The following is a 22278-nucleotide window of genomic DNA, read 5'->3' as shown; positions in this document are numbered from 1 at the left end:
CCATGCATACTTCGCAGCCACGTCTGGGCCTGCCCAACCTGGGTCTGGGCGTTGGTCTGCGTAATACCCACTTTGAGCACATACTCGAACATGGTGCGGGAGTAGCCTGGTTTGAAGTGATTACAGAAAATTTCATTGATAACCATGGTTATGCGCGCCATGTTCTGGAGCGTATAGCGCAAACCTGTCCTATCGTCATGCATGGTGTTTCGCTGTCGATAGGCAGTACAGATGCGCTGAATTTCGACTATCTGAAGAAACTCAGGCAATTGGCAAAGGAATTGCAGCCTGCCTGGGTATCAGATCATTTGTGCTGGACAGGTGCAGCAGCGATAAATACCCATGATTTGCTACCGTTACCCTTGAATGAAGCCACGCTAGCGCATGTGGCAGAACGTGTACGGATAGTGCAGGATTTTCTGGAGCGCCCACTCATCATAGAGAATCCAAGTACCTACGTTGAATTTGAACAATCAAGCATGGCTGAGGATGAATTTTTAAGCCGTTTAACTGAAAAAACCGGTTGTGGCCTGCTGCTGGACGTTAATAATGTTTATGTATCTGCGTACAATCATGCCTTTGATGCTGAACGCTATATACGCAACCTGCCTGCAGACCGTATCGTGCAAATTCATCTGGCGGGGCCGAGTCATCATGGCGACTATATGATAGATACGCACGATCAGCCTGTGCCGACACCAGTCTGGCATTTGTATGCGTTGGCGCAAGCCTTGACTGGTGGTGTTTCTACACTGCTGGAATGGGATGCCAATATTCCTGCCTATCCTGACTTGCTGGCAGAACTGGACAAAGCTCAGTTGGTCATGACTGGTCATTTTCCAGAGGTGAAAATCAATACAGCATTGGGTACAAGCATTTCTACGCCTCTGCATTTTCAACTGGAAGAACTCAGCACTTTATGAGCCAGTCTGTACCTGATCCATCGCTATCACAATTACAGCACTGGTTTTTAACGGTAATGACTGCGCCCGGTGGGCTGGTGAGAGGTTTATCGCTGGCACAGGAGCATCTGGGACTGGAAGAATCGAACGTAATAAAAATCACGCCAGGTAAACAATCGCGCATGCATGTTTATGCCTATGGCTACATCCTGCGTTTACAGGAATGCCTGCAAGCTGACTTCCCGGTTCTACGCCGACTGATGGGCGATGAATTGTTTAATTTTTTTGCCCATAACTATATCTGGCGACATCCCTCCCGCGCACCGTCACTCTATGATTTAGGTGCTGGCTTTGCCAACTTCCTGCTCCAAAGTCAGCCCCAAAATACAGATGGATTAAAGGCTGGAAAAGCAGACCTGCTATTGCAGTTTCCGGTAGAGATAGCACGAATGGAACGGGCATTTACTGAAGTAATACGGGCACCTGGACTAGAGAATAACTTCGACATCAAAAACCACAATGTGTTTGACTTGCTGATGGGTTCACATGCAGACATCCATGTCCCGGCTTGCGTACGGCTGCTCAAAACCAGCTTTCCTTTACTGACATACTGGGGACAGGCAAAACATGCGCCTGCGGATCAGGATTTACCCGCCCCGCCAGAACCAGAAACCAGTTACCTCGCATTTACCCGCCTGAATTACCGTGTGCAACTGATCCCCCTGTTTCCATGGCAATATCATTTTTTACAGGCTGCTTACAACAATCCAGATATGCATCAATGCGCAGTAAAGTCATCACAAGAAACCGGGCTGGATATTCACGCACTACTGGCAGATATTTGCCTGTGGCAGCCGCAAGCTCAAGCGCTTGGTCTGCTGACTATAAAAGAAGTGACTTTGACCTGATCAAAGCCACCTCTCAGATATAAGATTAACCGGCATTAATCATTGCTGCCTTGCCCTCCCCTTTATTCATCAAATCTTTTGCAGCGAGTGCCAGAAAAGCATCTACGGCAGAACTGCTACCACTTCCACCAGTCTGTATGCTTGGCACCATGGCGATATGGCCTTTTTCTATTGCTTCAGCAAAACGCAACAAGACAGTTTGCTGGAATTGCAGTTCAGGGCCGCCATAAGCCTCCACATTCAATTCAGTCGCTTTCGCCTGCGCCTCACCTATTTGCTGGATTTGATAAGCCTCTGCATTGGCCAGGGTGCGTTTGGCATCTGCCGCGCCAGAAGCAACCTGGCGCGCTTCTTCTGCTGCCTTGATCGCTTTTTGTACGGCTGCACTACCTTGGTTTTCTGCGATCTTAACGGCCAGCTCCGACTCGGTGATGGAAGTCTGTTGTTTTGCCCTAGCCTCTGCCTCACGCAGGATGCGCTCTTGTACGGCAGCGGTTTCCTTGGTTTTATAAGTCTCCAGTTGCTCCCTGGAGACCTGGCGTTCACGCAATTGCTTCAGAATCACTTCAATCTGCGTGTCGCCAGTCTTGGCACGCGGCGTGCCTATCAATACTTCATTCAGGGTCAGGTTATAACCTTCAAAATTTTTGCGCATTTCTGCTTTGGCGCGCTCCTGTATGTCTGAACGTTCTTGCAGTAACTCGATGAGTGTTTTGCCCTGGCCTATGTTCTTGAAATACGCGGCAACCATGGGGTCCAGGGTTTGCTCCACCAGTTTCTGGATATCGCCAAATCTTTGTATGACCAGCGGTGCCATTTTATAGTCGATGTTGACGACGACGGATAAAGGCAAGTCAGGTTCGAATGCATCTTTGGTAATTAGTGAAACTTCGCTCAGGTGTTTGTCCAGTTCATGCGAGCCCACCTGTCCTGACTGCCATTTCAAAATGAAGTTGGTTGTTGGCACATCGATGACACGCTTCGCATATGGATTCAACGCATACTTGCCTGGTAACAGCGGCGATACCTGCACACCTTTTTCATCGCTACTGACCAGTTCGCCATGACGGTATGCATCCCCTGTCACATCATTACCAGCCTTACCGGTATAAGACACGACCACGCCGACATAGCCGACGGGCACTACACGCTTCTCAACTATTTCATAACTGGCGAAACGTGCGTTCAGATAATAAGTACCTTCAACCAGGACTTGTAGTTGACGGCCTTTATAACCACCGGCATCGATGAATACTTCTGGATTCTGGAAATCATGATGATAACTACGCTCTTGATGCGGATCTGCGCCAACGACCGGCGCAACGATCGTGCCCTCAGGTAGTGATTGCCCCTCATGCGTGGTAATCACTGCCAGTTTATCGTCCCGTATGACCAAGGGAAGAAAACCATTACGCAAGCGCAGTTCATCCAGCATTTCTGCCAACTGTCCGACGACAATGCCGTCATTACTGATATTGCCATCACCAGGCAGAGGCAAGGCATACACGCGTTCGGCAGTCAACACCACGAATTGCGCAAGGTTGATCGCATAGGTACCTTCGCGCAGGATTTTGCGCTGCAAACCTTTTTGGCCAGCATTGGTGAGGAAGCTGCGGACATCGGTAAAGTCATTTGCCTCCTTATTACAAGCCAGGTTTTGTGTGGGTGCCATAGCCTGTCCATCGCGTGCAAAAACATAAGCCAGAGTACCTTGCTGTATCGTCACCAGATCATGTCTGTGGATGGAATATTGAAACGGGAAAAACACATGAAAGCCACCACGCAAAACTTCAGGCTGGAAACCGGCTTCGCCATTCAGTGCAATAAATCCATGCTGGACTGAGCCACTGGCCGACCATTTTTTTTCGACAATACCGATTTTCTCATTCGAGATATACACGAGCACATTACTGCTATACAACAACAAAATAAGGATGACAACAATAGCCGCCAAAATAATTTCAAACATACTTAGCCTCTTCTTTTTAAAAAATTCCGATCTTTTTCGGAAATGCAGCAGCGCTACTGGCATCTGGTAGATGCCAGCAGTACAACGGGATAACGGAATTTGTGTGGGTAGTGTTACGACAATGAGGAGCCTGTCACGCCCCTCATTTGATTAGACGGGTCGTCGTGGCGACTCGATGACAGCAGGTTTTTGAGACTTGACAACTTGCATGGCTGTAGCGATCAGACCACTCATATCGCCCAGATTGGCTGGTACAATAATCGAATTATTGGTTTTAGCCAGGTTGCCGAATGCACTAACATATTGTTCGGCGACTTTCAAATTAACCGCATCGGCACCACCTGGTGACTGTATCGCTGCAGCTGTTTTACGTATTGCTTCTGCACTGGCTTCAGCAATCGCCAATATGGCTGCGGCCTGACCTTGTGCGCGGTTGATTGATGCCTGTTTTTCACCTTCGGATTTGGCAATAGAAGCTTCACGCTCACCCGTTGCGATATTGATCTGCTCTTGCTTGCGACCTTCTGATGCGGCGATCAAAGCACGTTTTTCACGCTCTGCAGTGATTTGTGCCTGCATTGCATGCAAGATTTCTTTAGGCGGTGTCAAATCCTTGATCTCGTAACGCAAGACCTTGACGCCCCAGTTGGCTGCCGATTCATCAATCGCGTTGACGATCGTGGTATTGATGTGATCACGTTCTTCAAAAGTCTTGTCAAGCTCCATCTTACCGATGACAGAACGCAAGGTGGTTTGCGCCAGTTGCGTAATGGCAGAGATATAGTTGGACGAGCCATATGATGCGCGCATGGCATCAGTAATCTGAAAGTACAAAATACCATCTACCTGCAATTGCGTATTGTCCCTGGTGATACAAACCTGCGGCGGTACATCCAGCGGGATTTCTTTCAGTATGTGTTTATAAGCGATGCGATCAACAAAAGGCACCACGATATTCAGACCTGGCCCCAGCGTGGCATGATATTTACCAAGTCGCTCCACAACCCAGGCATGCTGTTGTGGTACGACATTGATGGTTTTGAAAACAAATACCATGGCCAACACCAATAAAACCAGAGCGACGCTACCTATATTTTCCATATCCTTACCTTTATTGTTATTCAGTTTGTCTTATATGATTTCAATTATTCTTTGTACTGCTACGACGGTTTTACTATCAAACGGCTACCTTGTATTTCTTCAATAATATAAGCACCGGGATAGCCTGCCGAGTGCTGCAATTCAACATCCCACATGGCACCGCGATACATGGTTCTTGCGGCAAACTTGCCATTACCTAAATCCTTCCATTCATTGACTTGCAAGGTTTGCCCTATATCCATATTCACATTCGGGTCACGGGCAGCATTTGCATTTTCTTTCCAGCCATATTTACTCTTGTGCAGGGCCGCAGTTGCAAGTGCGCCAACAACAGCCGCAACAATCATCTGACTCTCTGAACCCAGTTGAAATACAGCCGCCAAAGCACCTGCCACCAGGCCAATTGAAATCATCAGTAAGTAAAACGTACCCGTGAACAATTCAAATATCACGACTATGCCCGCCAATATCATCCACATCATCCATCCGTTCATATTCTTATTCTCCTTATCAACTTTTGTATTTATAAATTCTGCTACTTTTGTATTCTCTATGACTGGCTTATATTTTTCATCGGTAATCGCCATAGGAATTTACTCACAAAAAAGCCCCCGTTACCTGACGTGGTAACGAGGGCTCTTCCAGGAATTTTGTTGAAGTATTGATTTTCTTTTTCTTAAGTTTCGACACCGGTAGTCTAGTCCTAATTTTAAAAAATACAAGGGGTCACATTCGATTTATGTTGCGGCGCACCAACAAGAAAAAACGGGAACCCTTTTGCAAGGAGTTCCCGTTTTTTACATTAATTCAGACTACTTATTTTCCGACCGCTGCAAGTTTCTGCCAGGTATCAATCACTGAATCAGGGTTCAGGGAAATCGATTCTATTCCTTCTTTCATCAACCATTCAGCAAAGTCCGGATGATCGGATGGCCCCTGGCCGCAGATGCCGACATACTTGTCGAGTTTGCGACAGGCGGCGATCGCACGTGACAACAAGGCGCGTACAGCAGGGTCACGTTCATCAAAATCCGCTGCCAGCAATTCCATGCCGGAATCGCGATCCAGACCCAGCGTCAACTGTGTCAGGTCATTGGAGCCAATAGAGAAACCATCAAAGAATTGCAGGAACTCTTCCGCCAGAATTGCATTCGATGGGACTTCGCACATCATGATCAAACGCAAGCCATTTTCCCCGCGCTTGAGTCCATTTTTTGCCAGCAGATTCACGACTTTTTCAGCCTGACCCAGGGTACGTACGAAAGGCACCATGATTTCTACATTGGTCAGGCCCATCTCATTACGCACACGTTTCATGGCCTGGCATTCCATTTCGAATGACTCGGCAAAATCCGGCGCCAGATAACGTGCTGCACCGCGGAAACCCAACATAGGATTTTCTTCATCCGGCTCATAGCGTGATCCGCCTATGAGTTTCTTGTATTCATTCGACTTGAAGTCAGACAAGCGAACGATGACTTTCTTCGGCCAGAATGCTGCGGCAATAGTCGCAATACCTTCTGCCAGTTTGTCGACATAAAAGGCTCTTGGAGACGCATGTCCACGGGCAACAGATTCCACCGCTTTTTTGAGGTCAGCATCAATATTCGGGTATTCCAGAATCGCTTTTGGATGTACGCCGATATTGTTATTGATGATGAACTCCAGACGTGCCAGACCAACGCCTTCATTCGGCACAGACTGGAAGTCAAATGCCAGTTGAGGATTACCGACATTGAGCATGATTTTCAAAGGCAGCTTGGGCAATTCACCCCGCAGCTCTTCAGTCACTTCGGTTTCCAGCAAACCATCGTAAATCTTGCCTTCATCACCCTCAGCACAAGATACGGTAACCAGAGTGCCGTCTTTCAGCACATCGGTCGCATCTTCGCAGCCCACTACGGCTGGTACACCCAGTTCACGCGCGATGATCGCTGCATGGCAGGTACGGCCACCACGGTTGGTGACAATCGCGGCAGCGCGCTTCATGACGGGTTCCCAGTTGGGATCTGTCATGTCGGCAACCAGTACGTCGCCAGGTTGCACTCTTTCCATTTCGGATGGATCATGAATAACGCGTACACGGCCTGCACCTATCTTCTGGCCAATCGCACGGCCAGAGGCTAATACCGTGCCACTGCCTTTGAGTTTGAAGCGCTGTTGTGCATCAGTAGGCTTTTGCTGGGATTTGACGGTCTCTGGACGTGCTTGCAGGATGTACAGTTTGCCGTCACGGCCATCCTTGCCCCATTCGATATCCATAGGGCGGCCATAATGTTTTTCGATGATAGTAGCGTACTTGGCCAGCTCCACCACTTCGGTATCATTCAGTGAATAGCGGTTACGCAATTCAACTGGCACATCCACGGTTTTTACAGAGCGGCCTGCCTTGGCTTCACCAGTGAATTCCATTTTAATGAGCTTGGAACCGATATTGCGGCGTATGACAGGCAATTTACCCTGCTCCAGCATAGGCTTATGGACATAGAATTCGTCAGGATTAACCGCGCCCTGCACCACGGTTTCCCCCAGGCCATAGCTGGACGTAATGAAGACCACGTCCTTAAAACCGGACTCTGTATCTATCGTGAACATGACGCCAGCTGCGCCCAGATCAGAACGCACCATACGCTGCACACCGGCAGACAAGGCAACTTCAGCGTGGGTAAATCCTTTATGGACGCGGTAAGAAATCGCCCTGTCGTTATACAACGAAGCAAATACGTGCTTCATCGCCTCCAGGATATTGTCAATTCCAACAACATTCAAGAAGGTTTCTTGCTGACCGGCGAAAGACGCATCTGGCAAATCTTCTGCAGTAGCAGAAGAACGCACAGCAAATGACATTTCAGCAGTAGAGTCAGACACCAGCTTGTTGTAAAACTCTTCTATCTCTTTCAGCAGGCGTGGTTGAAAAGGCGTATCTATGATCCATTGACGGATATCAGCACCGGCTTTTGCCAGTTCCTTGACATCGTCGATATTGAGATGTTCAAGACGGTCGGCAATACGTTTTTCCAGCGGCAAGCCGCCATCGATACTATGCGTCAGGAAATCGCGAAAAGCCTGTGCAGTGGTGGCAAAGCCACCAGGAACACGTACACCCGCTGTTGCCAGCTGGCTAATCATTTCGCCTAATGAAGCATTTTTCCCGCCGACGGATTCAACATCCGTCATGCGTAAATGCTCAAACGAGGCAACATAAGTTGCTTCAGTAATTGCTGCGTTGGACATAACAACCTCTTTTTGATGGTAAGAAATCTTTGCTGTTTAATGCCGTGCTGCTTCGTATCCCGCTGTTTTTTTGTTATTCTTGAGGCGAACTACGCTTGACATGCTGTTGCAGCATTTTACATTGTGTCCTGCAAGATTTATCTAAACGGAATAAGAATTTGCAGTCTTTTTTGTTTCTAAGAGTACAAATATATTTCGTCCAGTCTATTGCTATTATTTATATAAAACTATCATGTCAGATACTCCCCAGCAAGTCCGGCCTGCAGCAAACCGTACCGTCTTTTTTGTCTCGGATGGCACTGGCATCACTGCAGAAACCTTTGGTCACTCGGTATTGACGCAATTTGACTTAAAATTCAAACAAGTTCGTTTGCCCTTTATCGATACGCTGGAAAAAGCCCACGATGCCGTGCGCAAGATCAATGATGCTTATACGGCTGAAGGAAATCGCCCCATCGTATTTTCCACACTGGTCAAAACTGACCTGGCTGGTGTTGTTTTCAAATCCAAGGGTTTGCACATGGATTTGATACAAACCTTTGTCTCTCCACTAGAACAAGAACTGGGCGTCAAGTCCACCCACACCATAGGGCGTAGTCACAATATTACGGACTCTGAAGAATATAAAAACAGGATAGAAGCCATCAATTTCTCGCTGGCGCATGACGATGGCCAGTCCAACAAAAATTTATCGACGGCAGATGTGATACTGGTTGGCGTGTCGCGCTCTGGCAAAACCCCAACCACGCTATATCTGGCGATGCAATATGGCATTAAGGCAGCAAACTATCCTTTGATTCCTGATGATTTTGAACGAGGCAAGCTACCTTCGGCATTACCTGAATTTAAAGGCAAGATTTTTGGCTTGAGTATTGCGCCTGAACGCCTGTCAGAAATTCGTAATGAACGTCGCCCAGGCAGCAAATATGCCTCATTGGAAAACTGCCGCTACGAAGTCAACGAGGCAGAGCTGATGATGAAGCGTGAAGGCATACGCTGGCTGTCATCAACCGCAAAATCGATAGAAGAGATCTCAACCACGATTTTGCAGGAAATTAAATCTGACGTGCGGATTTACTAAGAGGCTGTTGCAAAATTAAGGTGGCTTGGCGCCCCCGGCTAGGCGTCGCCGGCGCAGACAGCACTTTAGTACCCAGTTTAACATTCGGACGGGGCGACAACGCCAGGTTAATTTTGCGGCAGCCTCTCCGTTTGTGTATCCAGTTGCTGCCGTACTTGCTCAAAAAAGCAGATGGCAGCGCTGGCCGCCACATTCAGAGACTCTATCGCAGCTTGCTGGGGTATAGTCACTGTACTGGTGGCCATAGACATCAATTCAGGCGAAACACCCTGTCCCTCGTGACCAAATAGCCAGACTACGTCCTGATTCAAATTGCTTTGATAAATAGTCTGCCTGGTGTGAGAGCTGGTAGCCAGCACCGGAATCGTAGCGCTGTTTAATAATGCAGGCAAATCGACATTTTCAAAAATATTCAGCAAAAAATGTGCGCCCATGCCTGCGCGCATGACTTTGGGTGACCATGCAAACGCAGTGCCGGGGCTGCAAAATACGTTTTTTATACCCGCTGCGGCAGCGCTGCGCAGGATAGAGCCAAGATTGCCAGGGTCTTGCAAATTGTCCAGCACCACTGAAGATGAAGCCAAAGCAGCTGGAAATTCAGGAGCAGGCGTAGCGATGACAAACATCACACCTACCCCATGCTCAACCTGGCTTAGTGCCTTGTACAGGGCATCTGGCAGGCAAATACTCTGCGTTTTCTGTTGTTCACTTTGCGCCAGCACAGCGGCTACTTCAGCATTATCCAGGCTACTTTCTGCAACGATGCAATACTCTGGTGCACCCAGGTGCTGAAAATAAGCCTCGCACAGATGCACACCATCAAGCAAGGTGCGACCAGCCTTACGCCTTGCCTGCGAACTGGTGGCAAGCTGTTTGAATTCCTTGTAGAGAGGATTGTCGCGGGAAGTAATCGATTTCATTTATTTGAGTAAAGCTTTCACTGGCGCATAAGATTTTCTGTGTATCGGCGATACACCATGTTCGCGCAAACGCTCCAGATGCAAGGCTGTCGGATAGCCCTTATGCTGATCAAGCGCATATTGAGGATAAGTTTCATGTAACTGCATTAACACATGGTCGCGCGCAGTTTTTGCTAATATGGATGCTGCCGATATTGCAGGCACCTTGTCATCACCCTTGATGATAGCCTCCGACGCTATGGACATGACCGGGCAACGATTGCCATCTATCAGTGCCAGTGTAGGCTGGACCGATAAACCCTCGACCGCACGTCGCATGGCCAACATGGTGGCTTGCAGGATATTGAGCTCATCAATCTCTTGCTCAGAACACTCTGCGATACACCAGGCCAGGGCATGTTCTTTGATCTCCAATGCCAGTTGATCACGTTTTGCTTCGCTGAGTTTCTTTGAATCCCGCAGTCCGGCGATAGGACGACTCGGATCCAGAATCACGGCTGCAGCCATGACGGGCCCTGCCAATGGTCCCCTGCCCGCTTCATCCACGCCACAAATCACTTCATTGTCATAATCAAACAAAGATAAACCAGGTGTCAGATCATGCATGGAAAAAAGCTTTCAACGCGGCGGGATCAAGATAGTAATGGCAAATCCTTTGCTGACTCTGGCCTTCTTTCTGACCTACCAGGACGGGCACCAGTTCATCGTACAAAGCCAGAACTTCATCATCCTGATCAACATCGACTACCTTGACGGTAAAGCCATATTCAGGGCTATAGGCTTGCAGTTGTTCCAGCATGTCATCACAGAGATGACAATAACTGCGTGAATAGAGTGTAAATTGAATCATCGTTTTTGCCTAAAGTGGTGGGTATGCTGACATCATGCGCTCAGTCTCCATGCCAGCATTATAAGTCGCCCCTATCAGACCTACAAAATAAAAAAGGCCACCCAAAAACGGGTGGCCCTGGCATTACTTAAAAAGCTTATTGATTTGTTGGACGTACTGCCACGAATTTGGACACATCACCACGTTTGACCAATAACAAAACTGGTTTCTTTTGATCAACTTTTGCCATTACAGCAGCAAACTCCTTGGCATCCTTGATGTCTGTGTTGAAAATACGCGTAATGATGTCACCCGCTTGCAGGCCAGCACGGGCTGCACCACCTTCTGCATTTTCGAGTATCACGCCACCACTGACATGCGCATCACGTTTCTGTGCTTCTGTCAGATCGGTAATAGACAAGCCAAATACATTGGCGGCTGGCTCAGCTTTTTGTTTCCCTGTTTTTGCTGGTGTTTTTTCTACATCAGCCTCAGCAACCGTAATCACGATATCTCTGGCGCCACCTTTGCGCCAAACTGTCACTGTCGCCTTGCCGCCAGGCTTGATATCGCCAACGACACGGTTCAGATCAACAGCTCTATCAATCACGGTGCCGTTAACTTTTTGAATTACGTCGCCAACCTCTACCCCCGCCTTTTCTGCGGGTGAACCTGGCATGACTCGCTGTATCAATGCACCTTGGGCTTTTGCCAATCCCAGACCCTCGGCAATATCCTTAGGCACGTCTATACGCTCAACACCCAGATAACCTCGCACAACCTTACCTGCGGACTTCAGTTGATCAACGACACGCATGGCTTCGTCAATCGGAATAGCAAATGAAATGCCCATATAGCCACCAGAACGGCTATAAATTTGCGAGTTCACACCAATCACTTCGCCACGCATATTAATCAGCGGACCACCGGAGTTGCCAGGATTGACCGCCACATCCGTTTGTATCAGCGGCAGATAATCACCCGTGTCACGTGCCTTCGCAGAAATAATACCTGCAGTCACTGTATTGTCGAGATCGAATGGAGAACCGATGGCAATCACCCATTCACCCGCCTTGATTTTGTCAGAATCACCAATAGTAACGCGGGGCAATTTGCTACCGTCAATTTTCAAGACTGCCACATCAGTACGGCGATCTGCGCCAATGACTTTTGCCTTGAATTCACGCTTGTCTGTCAGTTTGACATAGACTTCGGATGCGCCATCTACCACGTGCGCATTTGTCAAAACATAGCCATCCTGGGAGATGATGAAACCAGAACCGACTCCGCGTGGCACTTCCTCCTCTTGCTGTTGAGGTGTTTTACGACCTTTAGGAGTTGGTTGTTGTTTTGGTGTTGGCATGGGAGTGCCGAAGAAGCGGCGGAAAAATTCCTGCATCTGCTCATCTTCAGCGCTCGTACCATTTTGGTTTAGCTGAACTTTTTCTGTTGTCCTGATATTCACGACAGCCGGGCCAGATTTTTCTACCAGTTCGGTAAAATCAGGTAGGCCGACTGCGGCTGCAGCCTCAGCCACAGGATTGGCATTGATTGCGGTCGGCGCAATAAAACCCACACAGGCACTCAAGACCAGGGTGGAAGCAATTTTTTCAATTGGAAAAAGTTTATTCGCTTTCATGGTGTCATTCGCTTATTTAGGTTTAAATTCAATTGAGTTCATTACTTGCCGGATTGCACTGACAGGCACTTCACCTACCACCGTAAGCCAGTACTCAGCATGGCGTTTCCCCATGATGGTCATGGCACCTTGCTGCAAACTGCCCTCCGTACGGTTTTCGCTATCCGGTTCTATAAAAACGGAAATCGCTGCCAAACCATCAGAGAAAATCATTTGCACTACCTGATGTGATTTGATCGCTGTTCCATCACTGTTTTTTGCATTTCCAGCAGCGGGAATCAGTCGCTTCATTTCACGGGTTTTCTTGAATCCGGCTGGCAAGGATTTAACAACCCAACCTGAATGGATATTGGACTGCACCGTTAAATTTTCAACCTGCCATTGTGCAGTATTTTGAAAAGTCGGTTTTACCCTCTGCTTGTCAATATCTCCGATGGTCAATTGAGTGAAAGCGATTTGTTCTATCACTTCATTTCTGGTATTGACAGTTTGTGCACGCAGCAACAGGCCAGAATTTTTTTCTACGCAGAGGCGGTAGCCATAGCGGAAACCATCACGTGGATCAAGCAAATATGTCTGACAATCGATACCCGCGACACGGCCAAGTTCAGCCTTTTTTATTGCATAAGAATCGGGGAGGGATTGCGCATTCGAGGTCAACAAGGCGGGAAATACTTCTTGTGTTGCATTTTTCTCTACCTGCAAGGTCTTACTTTCAGGCAGGTAGCAGGTCACTTCTTCGTTTTTTCGCAAGTATTCTCTGGGTTGCCCATCAAGAATTTCCAATTTTTCCAGTTCATTATTCCCATCAAGAACATGGGTAATTCTGGAAGTCCTGATTTGACTGGCTTGCTGATAAACAAAAGTACCGGAATAATTCAGCTTTTGCGCAGAAGCCTGCATTTTACGCAGTACGCTATGCACTTCACGCTTATCGTCCACCGTCTCTTGCGCCGCTGCCGGCGCCAACAAACCCAGCAAGCAGGCAGCCCCAGTCAATGCGATATTAAAACGCCATACGCACATCATATTTATTTTTCCGAAGCAGATGAAACGGCGTTAGCGTGCGTAACGTATTGTGCTCCGTTATTGATTGCGGGAGAAAAGCGCTGATGCGCCATCAGATAGCTGTCAATTCGTGGATCGCGCAGCATATCGATTTCTACCGGCTTTTTATCATTGCCTGACATAAGCTGAGAAGCTTGTTTGACAGGCTCATTCACTGCCAGCGTATTCACGCCAGGGTTTTCGGTATGATTGGCTAGCTGTACATTGCCTGAACTTGCAGCCTTGCTGCTGATTTGACTCGCTGCATCGGGATTAGTCTGAAAAGACTGCAATTGCGGGATCATGACAAAGGCGAACACCGCTGCGGCAGCCATACCAGCGACGGCTGCGTAAGCCCCCAGGAATTTTTGCTTCCTTTGCCTGCCCTGATTATCCTGCCCGCTGCTTTTTTGCATGGCTGTTGGCGCCAGTACAACAGGCTCGGCATTCAGTTTTTCAGAAAACCGCCGAGAAAAATCTGCACTGAAAGTAACTGCCAATTCTTCTGAACGAAGCACATCACCTATCTGGTGATAAATTTCCCATGCATCTTTGCTTTCTGCTTCATTTAAGCTCGCAAGCAGGGAATCCAGCTGAGCATCACTCAATTCGCCATCTGCCATGGCTGAGATACTCTCGTGTTGATTTGTGCTTTTGTTCATAATTTTCACCTTTTACCACTATTTTTGAATTCGTTTGTACTGCGTTTTGTTCGATACAAGCTTTGACCAGCGTTCACCAGCGTTGTTCCAGTGTAGTACCCAACAAGGGGCGCAATTTCTCGGCTATCGCTTCACGCGCCCTGAATATCCTGCTTCTCACCGTCCCTATGGGACAAAGCATGACTTCTGCAATTTCATCGTAGCTCAAGCCTTCTATCTCGCGCAGGGTAATTGCATTACGCAATTCCTCTGGCAAAGTCGACATGGCTGAGTTCACCGTTTCTGCTATCTGCTTGCTTGCCAACAGGGACTCTGGCGTATTGATATCCCTTAAGCCATCTGCATCAACAAAAGACTCTGCTTCATCCACATCAGCTTCTGTTGACGTGGGAGCCCTGCGCCCTTGGGTGACCAGGTGGTTTTTCGCTGTATTTACCCCGATACGGTACAACCAGGTATAAAAAGCGGAATCGCCACGAAAATTCGGTAATGCTCTGTATGCCTTGATAAATGCTTCCTGCACTACATCTTCCGCTTCTGCATGATCGTAGACGAGCCGGGACACGAGCCGCATTAGTTTCCTTTGGTATTTGGAAACCAGAAGCTCGAATGCTTTTTTGTCACCACGCTGGACGCGCTCAACCAATAGCTGATCAATTTCGCGTTCTGTCGTCACTCATTCATTCCTAAATTTGCATGGAACGAGAAAAGCCCATCCCAAATGCATGTTATTACCGTCAACATACGCGATCTATATACTGTCAGAGTCCGCGTGAATCCTAAAAGTTCCTTTGGCAGAAGTAAATTTCATGTCAGTTTGCTTGATGTTGTCCAATCCATATCAAACTAACCCTCAATGCCTGGAATGCAGCAGGGCTCAACGAATCTGGCAGTATAAGCAACTTATGTTCCTTGCCCGCTTCATCAAGTAAAAAAATTGATAAAAAGTATGGCCAAATACGACTTTTGTGACTTAAATGCACATTCAGCCTCGTTAACTGCACCTCTTGCTGTATTTTCAGGTGAAGTATCATCTCCCCTGTCGCAGAAATACTCAACTGCCTGCTTTGCTGGATGTGTTGCCAATGTCTGGAAACAAGGTAAGCGCTGCTGCAAAATGAACTGCTGATAATCAGGTAGATGACATAGGCTGGCACTGAGCTTGATTTCACCAGCAACAGGATGCTCAGATGCGCCAGTACCAGCATGCATAAGCATGCCAATTGCAGTATGCGTGAAGCACGGGTAACAATATGCAGTGCTATCGTCATGGTAAAAAAAATGGCACTTCATTTCGCTTGAAATGAAGTGCCAAGGCTAATTTTTTAAAAATCAGACTTTTGCAAATATCAGCGTACCATTCGTTCCGCCAAAGCCAAACGAATTTTTCACTGCATAATCTATGCGCATATCACGTGCGGTATTCGCACAATAATCAAGATCACATCCTGGATCCTGATTAAAGATATTCATGGTAGGTGGTGAAACCTGATTGTGCAGAGCAAGAACCGTAAACAAAGATTCAAGACCACCAGCGCCACCCAGCAAATGCCCCGTCATCGACTTGGTCGAATTGATGGTCATCTTGTATGCATGATCATCAAAAGTCGCCTTGATTGCATCCGTCTCGTTCTGATCACCAATTGATGTAGACGTGCCATGCGCATTCAGATAACTGATTTGCTCAGGGTTAATCTCAGCATCTTTCATGGCATTGATCATACTGCGGCGCGGACCATCCATGGTTGGCGTAGTGATGTGATAAGCATCAGCGCTCATACCAAAACCAATGACTTCAGCATAAATCTTTGCACCACGCGCCTTGGCATGTTCATATTCTTCCAGAACCATGACACCAGCACCTTCACCCAGAACAAAGCCATCGCGGTCTTTATCCCAAGGACGGGAAGCCGTCGCCGGATCGTCGTTTCTGGTGGAGAGCGCCCTTGCTGAAGCAAAACCACCCAGACCCAGAGGAGAAATCGTCGATTCTGCACCGCCGGCGATCATCACATCAGCATCGCCATACTCAATCATGCGAGCAGCGGAACCTATGCAATGCAGGCCAGTGGTACAAGCTGTCACGATCGCAAGATTAGGCCCTTTCAGACCATACTTGATCGACAGATTGCCAGAAATCATATTAATGATCGAGGCTGGTACAAAGAAAGGACTGATACGGCGTGGTCCACGCGCTATCAAGGTTTCCTTGGTTTCCTCTATCAACGGCAAACCGCCAATACCTGAACCTACGATGACGCCAATACGGTCGGCATTTTCTTCGGTGACGGCAAGACCAGAGTCTTGAAACGCCTGCATCCCTGCGGCGATGCCGTAGTGGATAAAGGTGTCCATGTTGCGCGCTTCTTTTGCCGGAATATAATCCTCGACATTGAAGCCCTTCACCTCACCTGCAAAATGTGTAGTGAAAGGAGTTGCATCAAATTTGGTAATCGTTGCAATTCCGGATTTACCTGAAGTGATGGCACTCCAGGCATCTGCAACAGTATTGCCGACTGGCGAAATACAACCGAGCCCGGTTACAACGACTCGACGTTTAAGCGAACGACTCAAGCGTTTCTCCTGGATTTGAAAAAATTCGACTAATTAAGCCTTCAGATGGGCTTTAGCGTAGTCAATCGCTTGTTGAACAGTAGTGATTTTCTCAGCTTGTTCGTCAGGGATTTCCATTTCGAATTCGTCTTCGAGTGCCATCACCAGTTCAACTGTGTCCAAAGAGTCTGCACCCAAATCATCTACGAAAGAAGATTCGATTTTGATGTCAGCTTCAGCGACGCCCAGTTGTTCAGCGACGATTTTCTTAACGCGTTGTTCGATATCGGACATGTGTGTCTCCAGTGAAAAAATCAAAAAAATAAGGGCCTACAGAAAGGTGCGCGCATTTTAGCAGGTTTGTGAGCAAAAAAAGCAAGCCTCTGATCCCCGGCAACAACTCCTGCTATTTTCGTCGAAGTTGCCTATAAAAATCAACAAAATGATTAGGCGAGGTACATCCCGCCATTCACGTGCAGTGTCGTTCCTGTGATGTACCCTGCATCTGGTGATGCCAAAAACACTGTTGCTGCGGCAATATCTTCCGGACGACCAAGTTTGGCGAGTGGGATTTGCTGCAAAATGGCCGCTTTTTGGTCCTCATTCAAGGCCCTGGTCATGTCAGTATCGATAAAACCAGGGGCAATACAGTTCACTGTAATATTGCGGCTGCCTATTTCCCTGGCCAATGCACGGCTCATGCCAGCCACACCGGCCTTGGCAGCAGCATAGTTCATTTGCCCAGGATTACCAGAAGAGCCCACTACGGAAGTAATATTGATGATGCGGCCATGCTTGGCCTTCATCATGCCACGCAATACAGCACGGGATAAACGTGCGACTGAAGTGAGATTGGTAGTGATGACGCTATCCCACTCCTCCTCCTTCATGCGCATGGCCAGTTGATCCTGGGTAATTCCAGCGTTATTGACCAGGATAGACAGGCTGCCAAATTCTTTCTGGATTTCATCGACCAGACCTGCAGTACGCTCTACATCATTGACATTGAAAGCTACGCCCTTACCTGAGCCAGGCGCTACTTCTTCAAGATACGCAGTAATTGCTGCCGCACCAGATTCTGTTGTTGCAGTACCTATAACTTTAGCACCGGCCTTGGCCAGACCAATAGCAATTGCCTTGCCAATACCGCGGGATGCGCCAGTAACCAGCGCCACTTGATTTTCTAATTGTTGAGTCATTTCAAGAGTTCCAATACTTTTTCTAAACTTGCCTGATCAAATACAGTGTCGCCCGTCAATTCAGCCTGAATACGCTTCGTCAGGCCAGTCAAGACCTTGCCTGGACCACATTCAATCACATGCGTGATGCCATCGGCATGCATCTTATTAATAGTTTCGACCCAACGTACCGGACTGGCAGCCTGCCTGACAAGCGCATCCTTGATAGCATCAACATCACTAACAACAGCAACATCGACATTATTAATCAATGGAATTGCTGGCGCCGAAAATGGAATGCCAGCCAGATATTCGCGCAATTTGTCTGAAGCAGGCTTGAGCAAGGATGAATGAAAAGGTGCAGAAACTGCCAAAGGCAAGGCGCGCTTGGCGCCTTTTGCCTTGGCAATTTCGCAAGCGCGGTCCACAGCGGCTTTATTGCCAGCAATGACAACCTGTGCCGGCGCATTGAAATTCACAGCCTCTACCACTTCGCCCGACACTGCAGCCATTGCTTCGGCACAAGCGGCCTGCACATCCTCGTCAGACAAACCCAAAATAGCGGCCATGCCGCCCTGTCCCACAGGCACGGCATCTTGCATGGCTTGCGCACGGAAGCGCACCATAGGCACCGCATCTTTAAAAGCGATAACGCCAGCGGCCACCAGGGCTGAATACTCACCCAAACTATGACCAGCCACCAGCTTGGGGGCTGCACCACCTGCAGCGATCCAGGCACGGTAGCAAGCTACGGCTGCCGTCAACATGACAGGCTGGGTATTAGTGGTCAGATCCAGCGCTTCTTTTGGACCTTCATTAATCATCATGCCCAAATCCAGTTGCAGTGCATCAGATGCTTCAGCAATGGTTTGTTGCACGACAGGATTATCAGCAAAGCCATTCAACATGCCTATTGCTTGCGAACCCTGTCCAGGAAATACAAATGCAAATTGCGTCATTTATTATCTCTAATCTTATCTCTAATATTCATTATTGATTGCCCAACTCACGTCCCAGGACACTCACATCTTGACGATGGCCGCACCCCAGGTAAAACCACCACCTACACCTTCAAGCATCACTGTATGCCCAGGCTTAACCCGGCCATCACGTACAGCCAGGTCCAATGCCAGCGGTATCGAAGCGGCAGAGGTATTACCATGCTGATCAACCGTGACCACCACTCTATCCATAGGCATGCGCATTTTTTTTGCAGTACTTTGCATGATGCGTATGTTTGCCTGATGGGGTATCAGCCAGTCGATCTGATCTGTAGTCAGACCAGCGATTTCCAGCGCTTCGTTGGCAACCTTTTCCAGTAAATTAACAGCAAGCTTAAAGACAGCCTGACCATCCATATACAAAAACGCGCTACCCTCAACTACGCCACTCTGGACATTGCCTGGCACACATAAAATATTGGCATAGCTGCCATCAGCATGCAATTTGGTGGCCAACACACCGGGCTCGTCCGAGCGCGACATGACGATAGCACCTGCACCATCACCAAACAGCACGCAAGTAGTACGGTCTTCAAAATTCAGGATGCGGGAAAATACCTCAGCACCGATCACCAGCACGTTTTTATGATTGCCCGCCTTGATCATGCTATCAGCGATGGACATGGCATACATGAAGCCGCTGCATACCGCTTGCACGTCAACAGCGGCCCCACCATTCGTGATGCCAAGCTTGTTTTGCACTACGCATGCAGTACTGGGGAAGCCCCCCAGAAAATCAGGTGTTGATGTTGCCAGCACGATCAAGTCAATATCATTAACCTGCATCCTGGCGGCATCCAACGCCCGTTTCGCTGCCTCTACCGCCATATCACTGACCGCCACGGATGGCTCAGCATAATGACGGAAAGAAATCCCGCTACGGGAGAATATCCACTCGTCTGAAGTTTCTATACCCTTCGCCGCCAGTTGATCTGTCAATTCCTGATTGCTTACTTTTTTGGGAGGCAGGTAGCTGCCTGTACCGATAATTTTGCTATAGAAAGTCATGCGGTTTTCTGTACCAAGAGTTCATTGTTGTCTGGAGCGACCTCAGCAACTGCGTCAGCATCTGCAATCGGCATCAATTTCGCCATTGAAGTCGCAATGCGTGACAATACATCATTTTTTGCCGCATCGAATGCGCGCTGTATTGCCCACTCATAACTATACTTGTCTGCGCTACCATGGCTTTTAAACACAAGGCCACGCAAGCCCAGCAAACTACCACCATTGTAATTGGAAGGATTCATGGTGCGCGAGATGGATTTCAAAGCGCCACGAGCGAAGATGGCACCCAACATATTCAGGGGATTACTCTTAAAGGCTGCAGTCAGCGTGATTTTTACAAAACGCCCCATCCCCTCAGCCGCTTTCAAGGTAACATTTCCGACAAAGCCATCGCAAACAACGATATCAGTCGTGCCCTCAAAAATATCATTGCCTTCGACATTGCCATAAAAATTCAGCAGGCCACGCTCATGATCGGCACGCAATAATTGCGCCGTTTTTTTGACGACATCATTACCTTTGATGTCCTCCTCACCTACATTCAACAAACCTATGCTTGGCTTATCTTTACCCTCCAGCGCAGATACCAGGGCAGAACCCATGATGGCAAACTGATGCAAATGCAGAGGCTCGCAATCTACATTCGCGCCCAGATCCAGCATATAGGTAGGAAGATTTTTTTGATTCGGCAGGATGCTGCAAATTGCCGGACGGTCCACGCCTTGCATGGTTTTCAATACATAACGGGAAACTGCCATGAGTGCGCCGGTGTTCCCCGCAGAAACGCAGGCCTGGGCAGTGCCTTCTTTAACCTGATTGATGGCGACGCGCATGGAAGAATCTTTCTTGCGGCGCAAGGCAACCTCTATAGGGTCATCCATCTCTACCACTTCTGTGGCGTTGATAATTTTTAAGCGTGTATGTGCACCGGCATGTAGCTTCTTCAGCTCGGCCTGAATGATAGATTCAGAGCCCACCAGGAGAAATTCGACATCAGGTTCGCGATTGGCAAAAGCAACAGCTGCTGCCACTGTAACTGCCGGGCCATGATCTCCGCCCATGCAGTCTATGGAAATTTTAATTGTCATGTAGTGATACGAAACTTCAATCCGAAACAGCGAGTGTATCAAACCGGAACAGACATCATCCCGAATTAATTTTTCAAAAGCGGGATTATCTCAAAAATTCAAAGACTCGCCGACAACAATTCAATCAAAAAGCAAATTAAGCACCCACTCAATCTCGCAAGAATGTATTAAACAAGCAAGTCAGGGTATAGGTTAACGCAAAAAAGCGGCGCCAAGTCAAAGACTCGTCACGCCGCTTCTTTACCAGGAACAGAGATTACTCGTCGTTCTTGGTTTTCAATACTTTACGACCACGGTAAAAGCCGTTAGGGCTGATGTGGTGACGCAGATGTGTTTCACCAGTTGTTGGCTCGATACCCAGTTGCGGTGCAACCAGGAAATCGTGGGAACGGTGCATGCCACGCTTGGATGGGGATTTTTTATTTTGCTGAACTGCCATGATAACTCCTAATACTTCAAAAAATGTTTCTAAAATTTAACACGCCTGGTTGAAGAATGCGAACATCAGCAACCAAGAATCCCTAACAATACTTCGACCTGAGTGTTTTTTCAGAATAATGCCACTAGGTACGCCCATTAATTTTCTTCAGCACGGCAAAAGCTGATTCTTTTTTGCCGACTTCCGCGTCAATCGCTGCAGTAGTATCTGCTGAAGCCAACGGTAGATCCGGGCATACTGCATGTTTGGGCGATTGGGGTATTGCCAGTAGCGCCTCATCCTCTATCAAATCCATGATATTGAATGTTTTGCTACCTACTACAACATCGATCTCGTCATCTTCAAGCAATGCTTCAATTTCATCTGCATTTTCTTCGTTTTTGGCGAGTACCAATATGGATTCAGAGTCAATATCAAATGCAAATGGTGTCAAACAACGCTGACACATCAACTGCACCGTACCATCCACAGATAATTGCAACTGCGGATGACCCAGCTTGTCTTTGCCACCCTGCAGAGACCAGTTCAGCGCACCTTCGGCACTTGCACTTTCTTCGGACAGGCGAGGTAAATCTGCGACTAAAATGCTTCCCGAACGCTGCTCTTCGAGCCGGGAGAACGTGAAAGCGTCAATCACAAATGCTTGCATAGGATTATTTGAACCCAGAAAACCTGCGATAATAACAGGATTACACCTAAGTAGTCAAAGAATTGGCGTG

General features: G+C 48.0%; 23 protein-coding genes. 3 read left to right on the top strand and 20 right to left on the bottom strand.

Going from position 1 to position 22278, the window contains the following annotated elements; all coding sequences use genetic code 11:
* Positions 1–2: 2 nt before the first annotated feature.
* Both bufB and AC3WQT_RS12565 read left to right on the top strand, forming a co-directional pair.
* Positions 3–923 (top strand): MNIO family bufferin maturase, encoded by a 921-nt coding sequence (bufB, locus tag AC3WQT_RS12570; RefSeq protein ID WP_492704298.1) that lies wholly within the window; start codon positions 3–5, stop codon positions 921–923.
* Positions 920–1810: an HvfC/BufC family peptide modification chaperone gene (locus tag AC3WQT_RS12565; protein ID WP_492704297.1), complete on the top strand. Its 891-nt coding sequence runs from the start codon at positions 920–922 to the stop codon at positions 1808–1810. Before bufB ends, AC3WQT_RS12565 begins: the two co-directional genes overlap by 4 nt.
* A 25-nt stretch (positions 1811–1835) precedes the next feature.
* Here AC3WQT_RS12565 and AC3WQT_RS12560 read toward each other — a convergent pair whose 3' ends face one another.
* The 4 genes from AC3WQT_RS12560 to ppsA all read right to left on the bottom strand — a co-directional run bounded on the left by AC3WQT_RS12560 (position 1836) and on the right by ppsA (position 8114).
* Positions 1836–3779, bottom strand: coding sequence for an SPFH domain-containing protein (locus AC3WQT_RS12560; RefSeq protein WP_492704296.1), 1944 nt, complete (start codon positions 3777–3779; stop codon positions 1836–1838).
* A gap of 150 nt (positions 3780–3929) precedes the next feature.
* Positions 3930–4880: an SPFH domain-containing protein gene (locus AC3WQT_RS12555; protein ID WP_492704295.1), complete on the bottom strand. Its 951-nt coding sequence runs from the start codon at positions 4878–4880 to the stop codon at positions 3930–3932.
* 59 nt (positions 4881–4939) lie between these two features.
* Complete coding sequence (locus AC3WQT_RS12550) at positions 4940–5467, bottom strand: NfeD family protein (RefSeq protein WP_492704294.1); 528 nt, start codon at positions 5465–5467, stop codon at positions 4940–4942.
* Between the two features lie 229 nt (positions 5468–5696).
* Entirely contained in the window at positions 5697–8114 is a 2418-nt protein-coding gene (gene ppsA, locus AC3WQT_RS12545; RefSeq protein ID WP_492704293.1) for a phosphoenolpyruvate synthase, read from the bottom strand.
* A gap of 232 nt (positions 8115–8346) precedes the next feature.
* On the opposite strand from ppsA, the gene ppsR reads away from it, so the two are divergent.
* Complete coding sequence (ppsR, locus tag AC3WQT_RS12540; RefSeq protein WP_492704292.1) at positions 8347–9195, top strand: posphoenolpyruvate synthetase regulatory kinase/phosphorylase PpsR; 849 nt, start codon at positions 8347–8349, stop codon at positions 9193–9195.
* 107 nt (positions 9196–9302) lie between these two features.
* Here ppsR and AC3WQT_RS12535 read toward each other — a convergent pair whose 3' ends face one another.
* The 16 genes from AC3WQT_RS12535 to AC3WQT_RS12460 form a co-directional block, all read right to left on the bottom strand.
* Complete coding sequence (locus tag AC3WQT_RS12535; protein WP_492704291.1) at positions 9303–10115, bottom strand: TrmH family RNA methyltransferase; 813 nt, start codon at positions 10113–10115, stop codon at positions 9303–9305.
* Positions 10116–10721 (bottom strand): ribonuclease HII, encoded by a 606-nt coding sequence (gene rnhB, locus AC3WQT_RS12530; protein ID WP_492704290.1) that lies wholly within the window; start codon positions 10719–10721, stop codon positions 10116–10118.
* The gene (locus tag AC3WQT_RS12525; protein WP_162041320.1) at positions 10714–10965 is read right to left on the bottom strand and encodes a glutaredoxin family protein; all 252 of its coding nucleotides are present in this window, start codon (positions 10963–10965) and stop codon (positions 10714–10716) included. Before AC3WQT_RS12525 ends, rnhB begins: the two co-directional genes overlap by 8 nt.
* A gap of 136 nt (positions 10966–11101) precedes the next feature.
* Positions 11102–12583 (bottom strand): DegQ family serine endoprotease, encoded by a 1482-nt coding sequence (locus tag AC3WQT_RS12520; RefSeq protein ID WP_492704289.1) that lies wholly within the window; start codon positions 12581–12583, stop codon positions 11102–11104.
* A gap of 12 nt (positions 12584–12595) precedes the next feature.
* Positions 12596–13612, bottom strand: coding sequence for a MucB/RseB C-terminal domain-containing protein (locus AC3WQT_RS12515; RefSeq protein ID WP_492704288.1), 1017 nt, complete (start codon positions 13610–13612; stop codon positions 12596–12598).
* 2 nt (positions 13613–13614) lie between these two features.
* On the bottom strand, positions 13615–14292 hold the full coding sequence (locus AC3WQT_RS12510; RefSeq protein WP_492704287.1) for a sigma-E factor negative regulatory protein: 678 nt from the start codon (positions 14290–14292) through the stop codon (positions 13615–13617).
* A gap of 73 nt (positions 14293–14365) precedes the next feature.
* Positions 14366–14968: an RNA polymerase sigma factor RpoE gene (gene rpoE / locus AC3WQT_RS12505; RefSeq protein WP_492704286.1), complete on the bottom strand. Its 603-nt coding sequence runs from the start codon at positions 14966–14968 to the stop codon at positions 14366–14368.
* A 136-nt stretch (positions 14969–15104) separates the two neighbouring features.
* On the bottom strand, positions 15105–15500 hold the full coding sequence (locus tag AC3WQT_RS12500) for a protein YgfX (RefSeq protein ID WP_492704285.1): 396 nt from the start codon (positions 15498–15500) through the stop codon (positions 15105–15107).
* 124 nt (positions 15501–15624) lie between these two features.
* Positions 15625–16866 (bottom strand): beta-ketoacyl-ACP synthase II, encoded by a 1242-nt coding sequence (fabF, locus tag AC3WQT_RS12495; protein WP_492704284.1) that lies wholly within the window; start codon positions 16864–16866, stop codon positions 15625–15627.
* A 33-nt stretch (positions 16867–16899) separates the two neighbouring features.
* Complete coding sequence (acpP, locus tag AC3WQT_RS12490; protein ID WP_110253556.1) at positions 16900–17139, bottom strand: acyl carrier protein; 240 nt, start codon at positions 17137–17139, stop codon at positions 16900–16902.
* Positions 17140–17291: 152 nt separating this feature from the next.
* The gene (gene fabG, locus AC3WQT_RS12485; RefSeq protein ID WP_492704283.1) at positions 17292–18044 is read right to left on the bottom strand and encodes a 3-oxoacyl-ACP reductase FabG; all 753 of its coding nucleotides are present in this window, start codon (positions 18042–18044) and stop codon (positions 17292–17294) included.
* The gene (gene fabD / locus AC3WQT_RS12480; RefSeq protein ID WP_492704282.1) at positions 18041–18982 is read right to left on the bottom strand and encodes an ACP S-malonyltransferase; all 942 of its coding nucleotides are present in this window, start codon (positions 18980–18982) and stop codon (positions 18041–18043) included. Before fabD ends, fabG begins: the two co-directional genes overlap by 4 nt.
* 63 nt (positions 18983–19045) lie before the next feature.
* Complete coding sequence (locus AC3WQT_RS12475) at positions 19046–20032, bottom strand: beta-ketoacyl-ACP synthase III (protein WP_492704281.1); 987 nt, start codon at positions 20030–20032, stop codon at positions 19046–19048.
* The gene (gene plsX, locus AC3WQT_RS12470; protein ID WP_492704279.1) at positions 20029–21120 is read right to left on the bottom strand and encodes a phosphate acyltransferase PlsX; all 1092 of its coding nucleotides are present in this window, start codon (positions 21118–21120) and stop codon (positions 20029–20031) included. Before plsX ends, AC3WQT_RS12475 begins: the two co-directional genes overlap by 4 nt.
* Positions 21121–21376: 256 nt before the next feature.
* Positions 21377–21559, bottom strand: coding sequence for a 50S ribosomal protein L32 (gene rpmF, locus AC3WQT_RS12465; protein WP_008449924.1), 183 nt, complete (start codon positions 21557–21559; stop codon positions 21377–21379).
* A 124-nt stretch (positions 21560–21683) separates the two neighbouring features.
* Positions 21684–22208 carry a YceD family protein gene (locus AC3WQT_RS12460; RefSeq protein ID WP_492704275.1) on the bottom strand — a complete coding sequence of 175 codons (525 nt, stop codon included), beginning with the start codon at positions 22206–22208 and terminating at the stop codon, positions 21684–21686.
* Positions 22209–22278 lie beyond the last annotated feature (70 nt).

Source organism: Undibacterium sp. FW305-107 (assembly GCF_058788535.1).
This window is presented reverse-complemented; position numbering and strand designations above follow the sequence as displayed.

What these genes read in the sequence shown, in the direction of transcription:
- bufB (WP_492704298.1), top strand. Translation starts at nt 3, where the DNA reads ATGCATACTTCGCAGCCACGTCTGGGCCTGCCCAACCTGGGTCTGGGC.
- AC3WQT_RS12565 (WP_492704297.1), top strand. Translation starts at nt 920, where the DNA reads ATGAGCCAGTCTGTACCTGATCCATCGCTATCACAATTACAGCACTGG.
- AC3WQT_RS12560 (WP_492704296.1), bottom strand. Translation starts at nt 3,779, where the DNA reads ATGTTTGAAATTATTTTGGCGGCTATTGTTGTCATCCTTATTTTGTTG.
- AC3WQT_RS12555 (WP_492704295.1), bottom strand. Translation starts at nt 4,880, where the DNA reads ATGGAAAATATAGGTAGCGTCGCTCTGGTTTTATTGGTGTTGGCCATG.
- AC3WQT_RS12550 (WP_492704294.1), bottom strand. Translation starts at nt 5,467, where the DNA reads ATGGCGATTACCGATGAAAAATATAAGCCAGTCATAGAGAATACAAAA.
- ppsA (WP_492704293.1), bottom strand. Translation starts at nt 8,114, where the DNA reads ATGTCCAACGCAGCAATTACTGAAGCAACTTATGTTGCCTCGTTTGAG.
- ppsR (WP_492704292.1), top strand. Translation starts at nt 8,347, where the DNA reads ATGTCAGATACTCCCCAGCAAGTCCGGCCTGCAGCAAACCGTACCGTC.
- AC3WQT_RS12535 (WP_492704291.1), bottom strand. Translation starts at nt 10,115, where the DNA reads ATGAAATCGATTACTTCCCGCGACAATCCTCTCTACAAGGAATTCAAA.
- rnhB (WP_492704290.1), bottom strand. Translation starts at nt 10,721, where the DNA reads ATGCATGATCTGACACCTGGTTTATCTTTGTTTGATTATGACAATGAA.
- AC3WQT_RS12525 (WP_162041320.1), bottom strand. Translation starts at nt 10,965, where the DNA reads ATGATTCAATTTACACTCTATTCACGCAGTTATTGTCATCTCTGTGAT.
- AC3WQT_RS12520 (WP_492704289.1), bottom strand. Translation starts at nt 12,583, where the DNA reads ATGAAAGCGAATAAACTTTTTCCAATTGAAAAAATTGCTTCCACCCTG.
- AC3WQT_RS12515 (WP_492704288.1), bottom strand. Translation starts at nt 13,612, where the DNA reads ATGATGTGCGTATGGCGTTTTAATATCGCATTGACTGGGGCTGCCTGC.
- AC3WQT_RS12510 (WP_492704287.1), bottom strand. Translation starts at nt 14,292, where the DNA reads ATGAACAAAAGCACAAATCAACACGAGAGTATCTCAGCCATGGCAGAT.
- AC3WQT_RS12500 (WP_492704285.1), bottom strand. Translation starts at nt 15,500, where the DNA reads ATGCTGGTACTGGCGCATCTGAGCATCCTGTTGCTGGTGAAATCAAGC.
- acpP (WP_110253556.1), bottom strand. Translation starts at nt 17,139, where the DNA reads ATGTCCGATATCGAACAACGCGTTAAGAAAATCGTCGCTGAACAACTG.
- fabG (WP_492704283.1), bottom strand. Translation starts at nt 18,044, where the DNA reads ATGACTCAACAATTAGAAAATCAAGTGGCGCTGGTTACTGGCGCATCC.
- fabD (WP_492704282.1), bottom strand. Translation starts at nt 18,982, where the DNA reads ATGACGCAATTTGCATTTGTATTTCCTGGACAGGGTTCGCAAGCAATA.
- AC3WQT_RS12475 (WP_492704281.1), bottom strand. Translation starts at nt 20,032, where the DNA reads ATGACTTTCTATAGCAAAATTATCGGTACAGGCAGCTACCTGCCTCCC.
- plsX (WP_492704279.1), bottom strand. Translation starts at nt 21,120, where the DNA reads ATGACAATTAAAATTTCCATAGACTGCATGGGCGGAGATCATGGCCCG.
- rpmF (WP_008449924.1), bottom strand. Translation starts at nt 21,559, where the DNA reads ATGGCAGTTCAGCAAAATAAAAAATCCCCATCCAAGCGTGGCATGCAC.
- AC3WQT_RS12460 (WP_492704275.1), bottom strand. Translation starts at nt 22,208, where the DNA reads ATGCAAGCATTTGTGATTGACGCTTTCACGTTCTCCCGGCTCGAAGAG.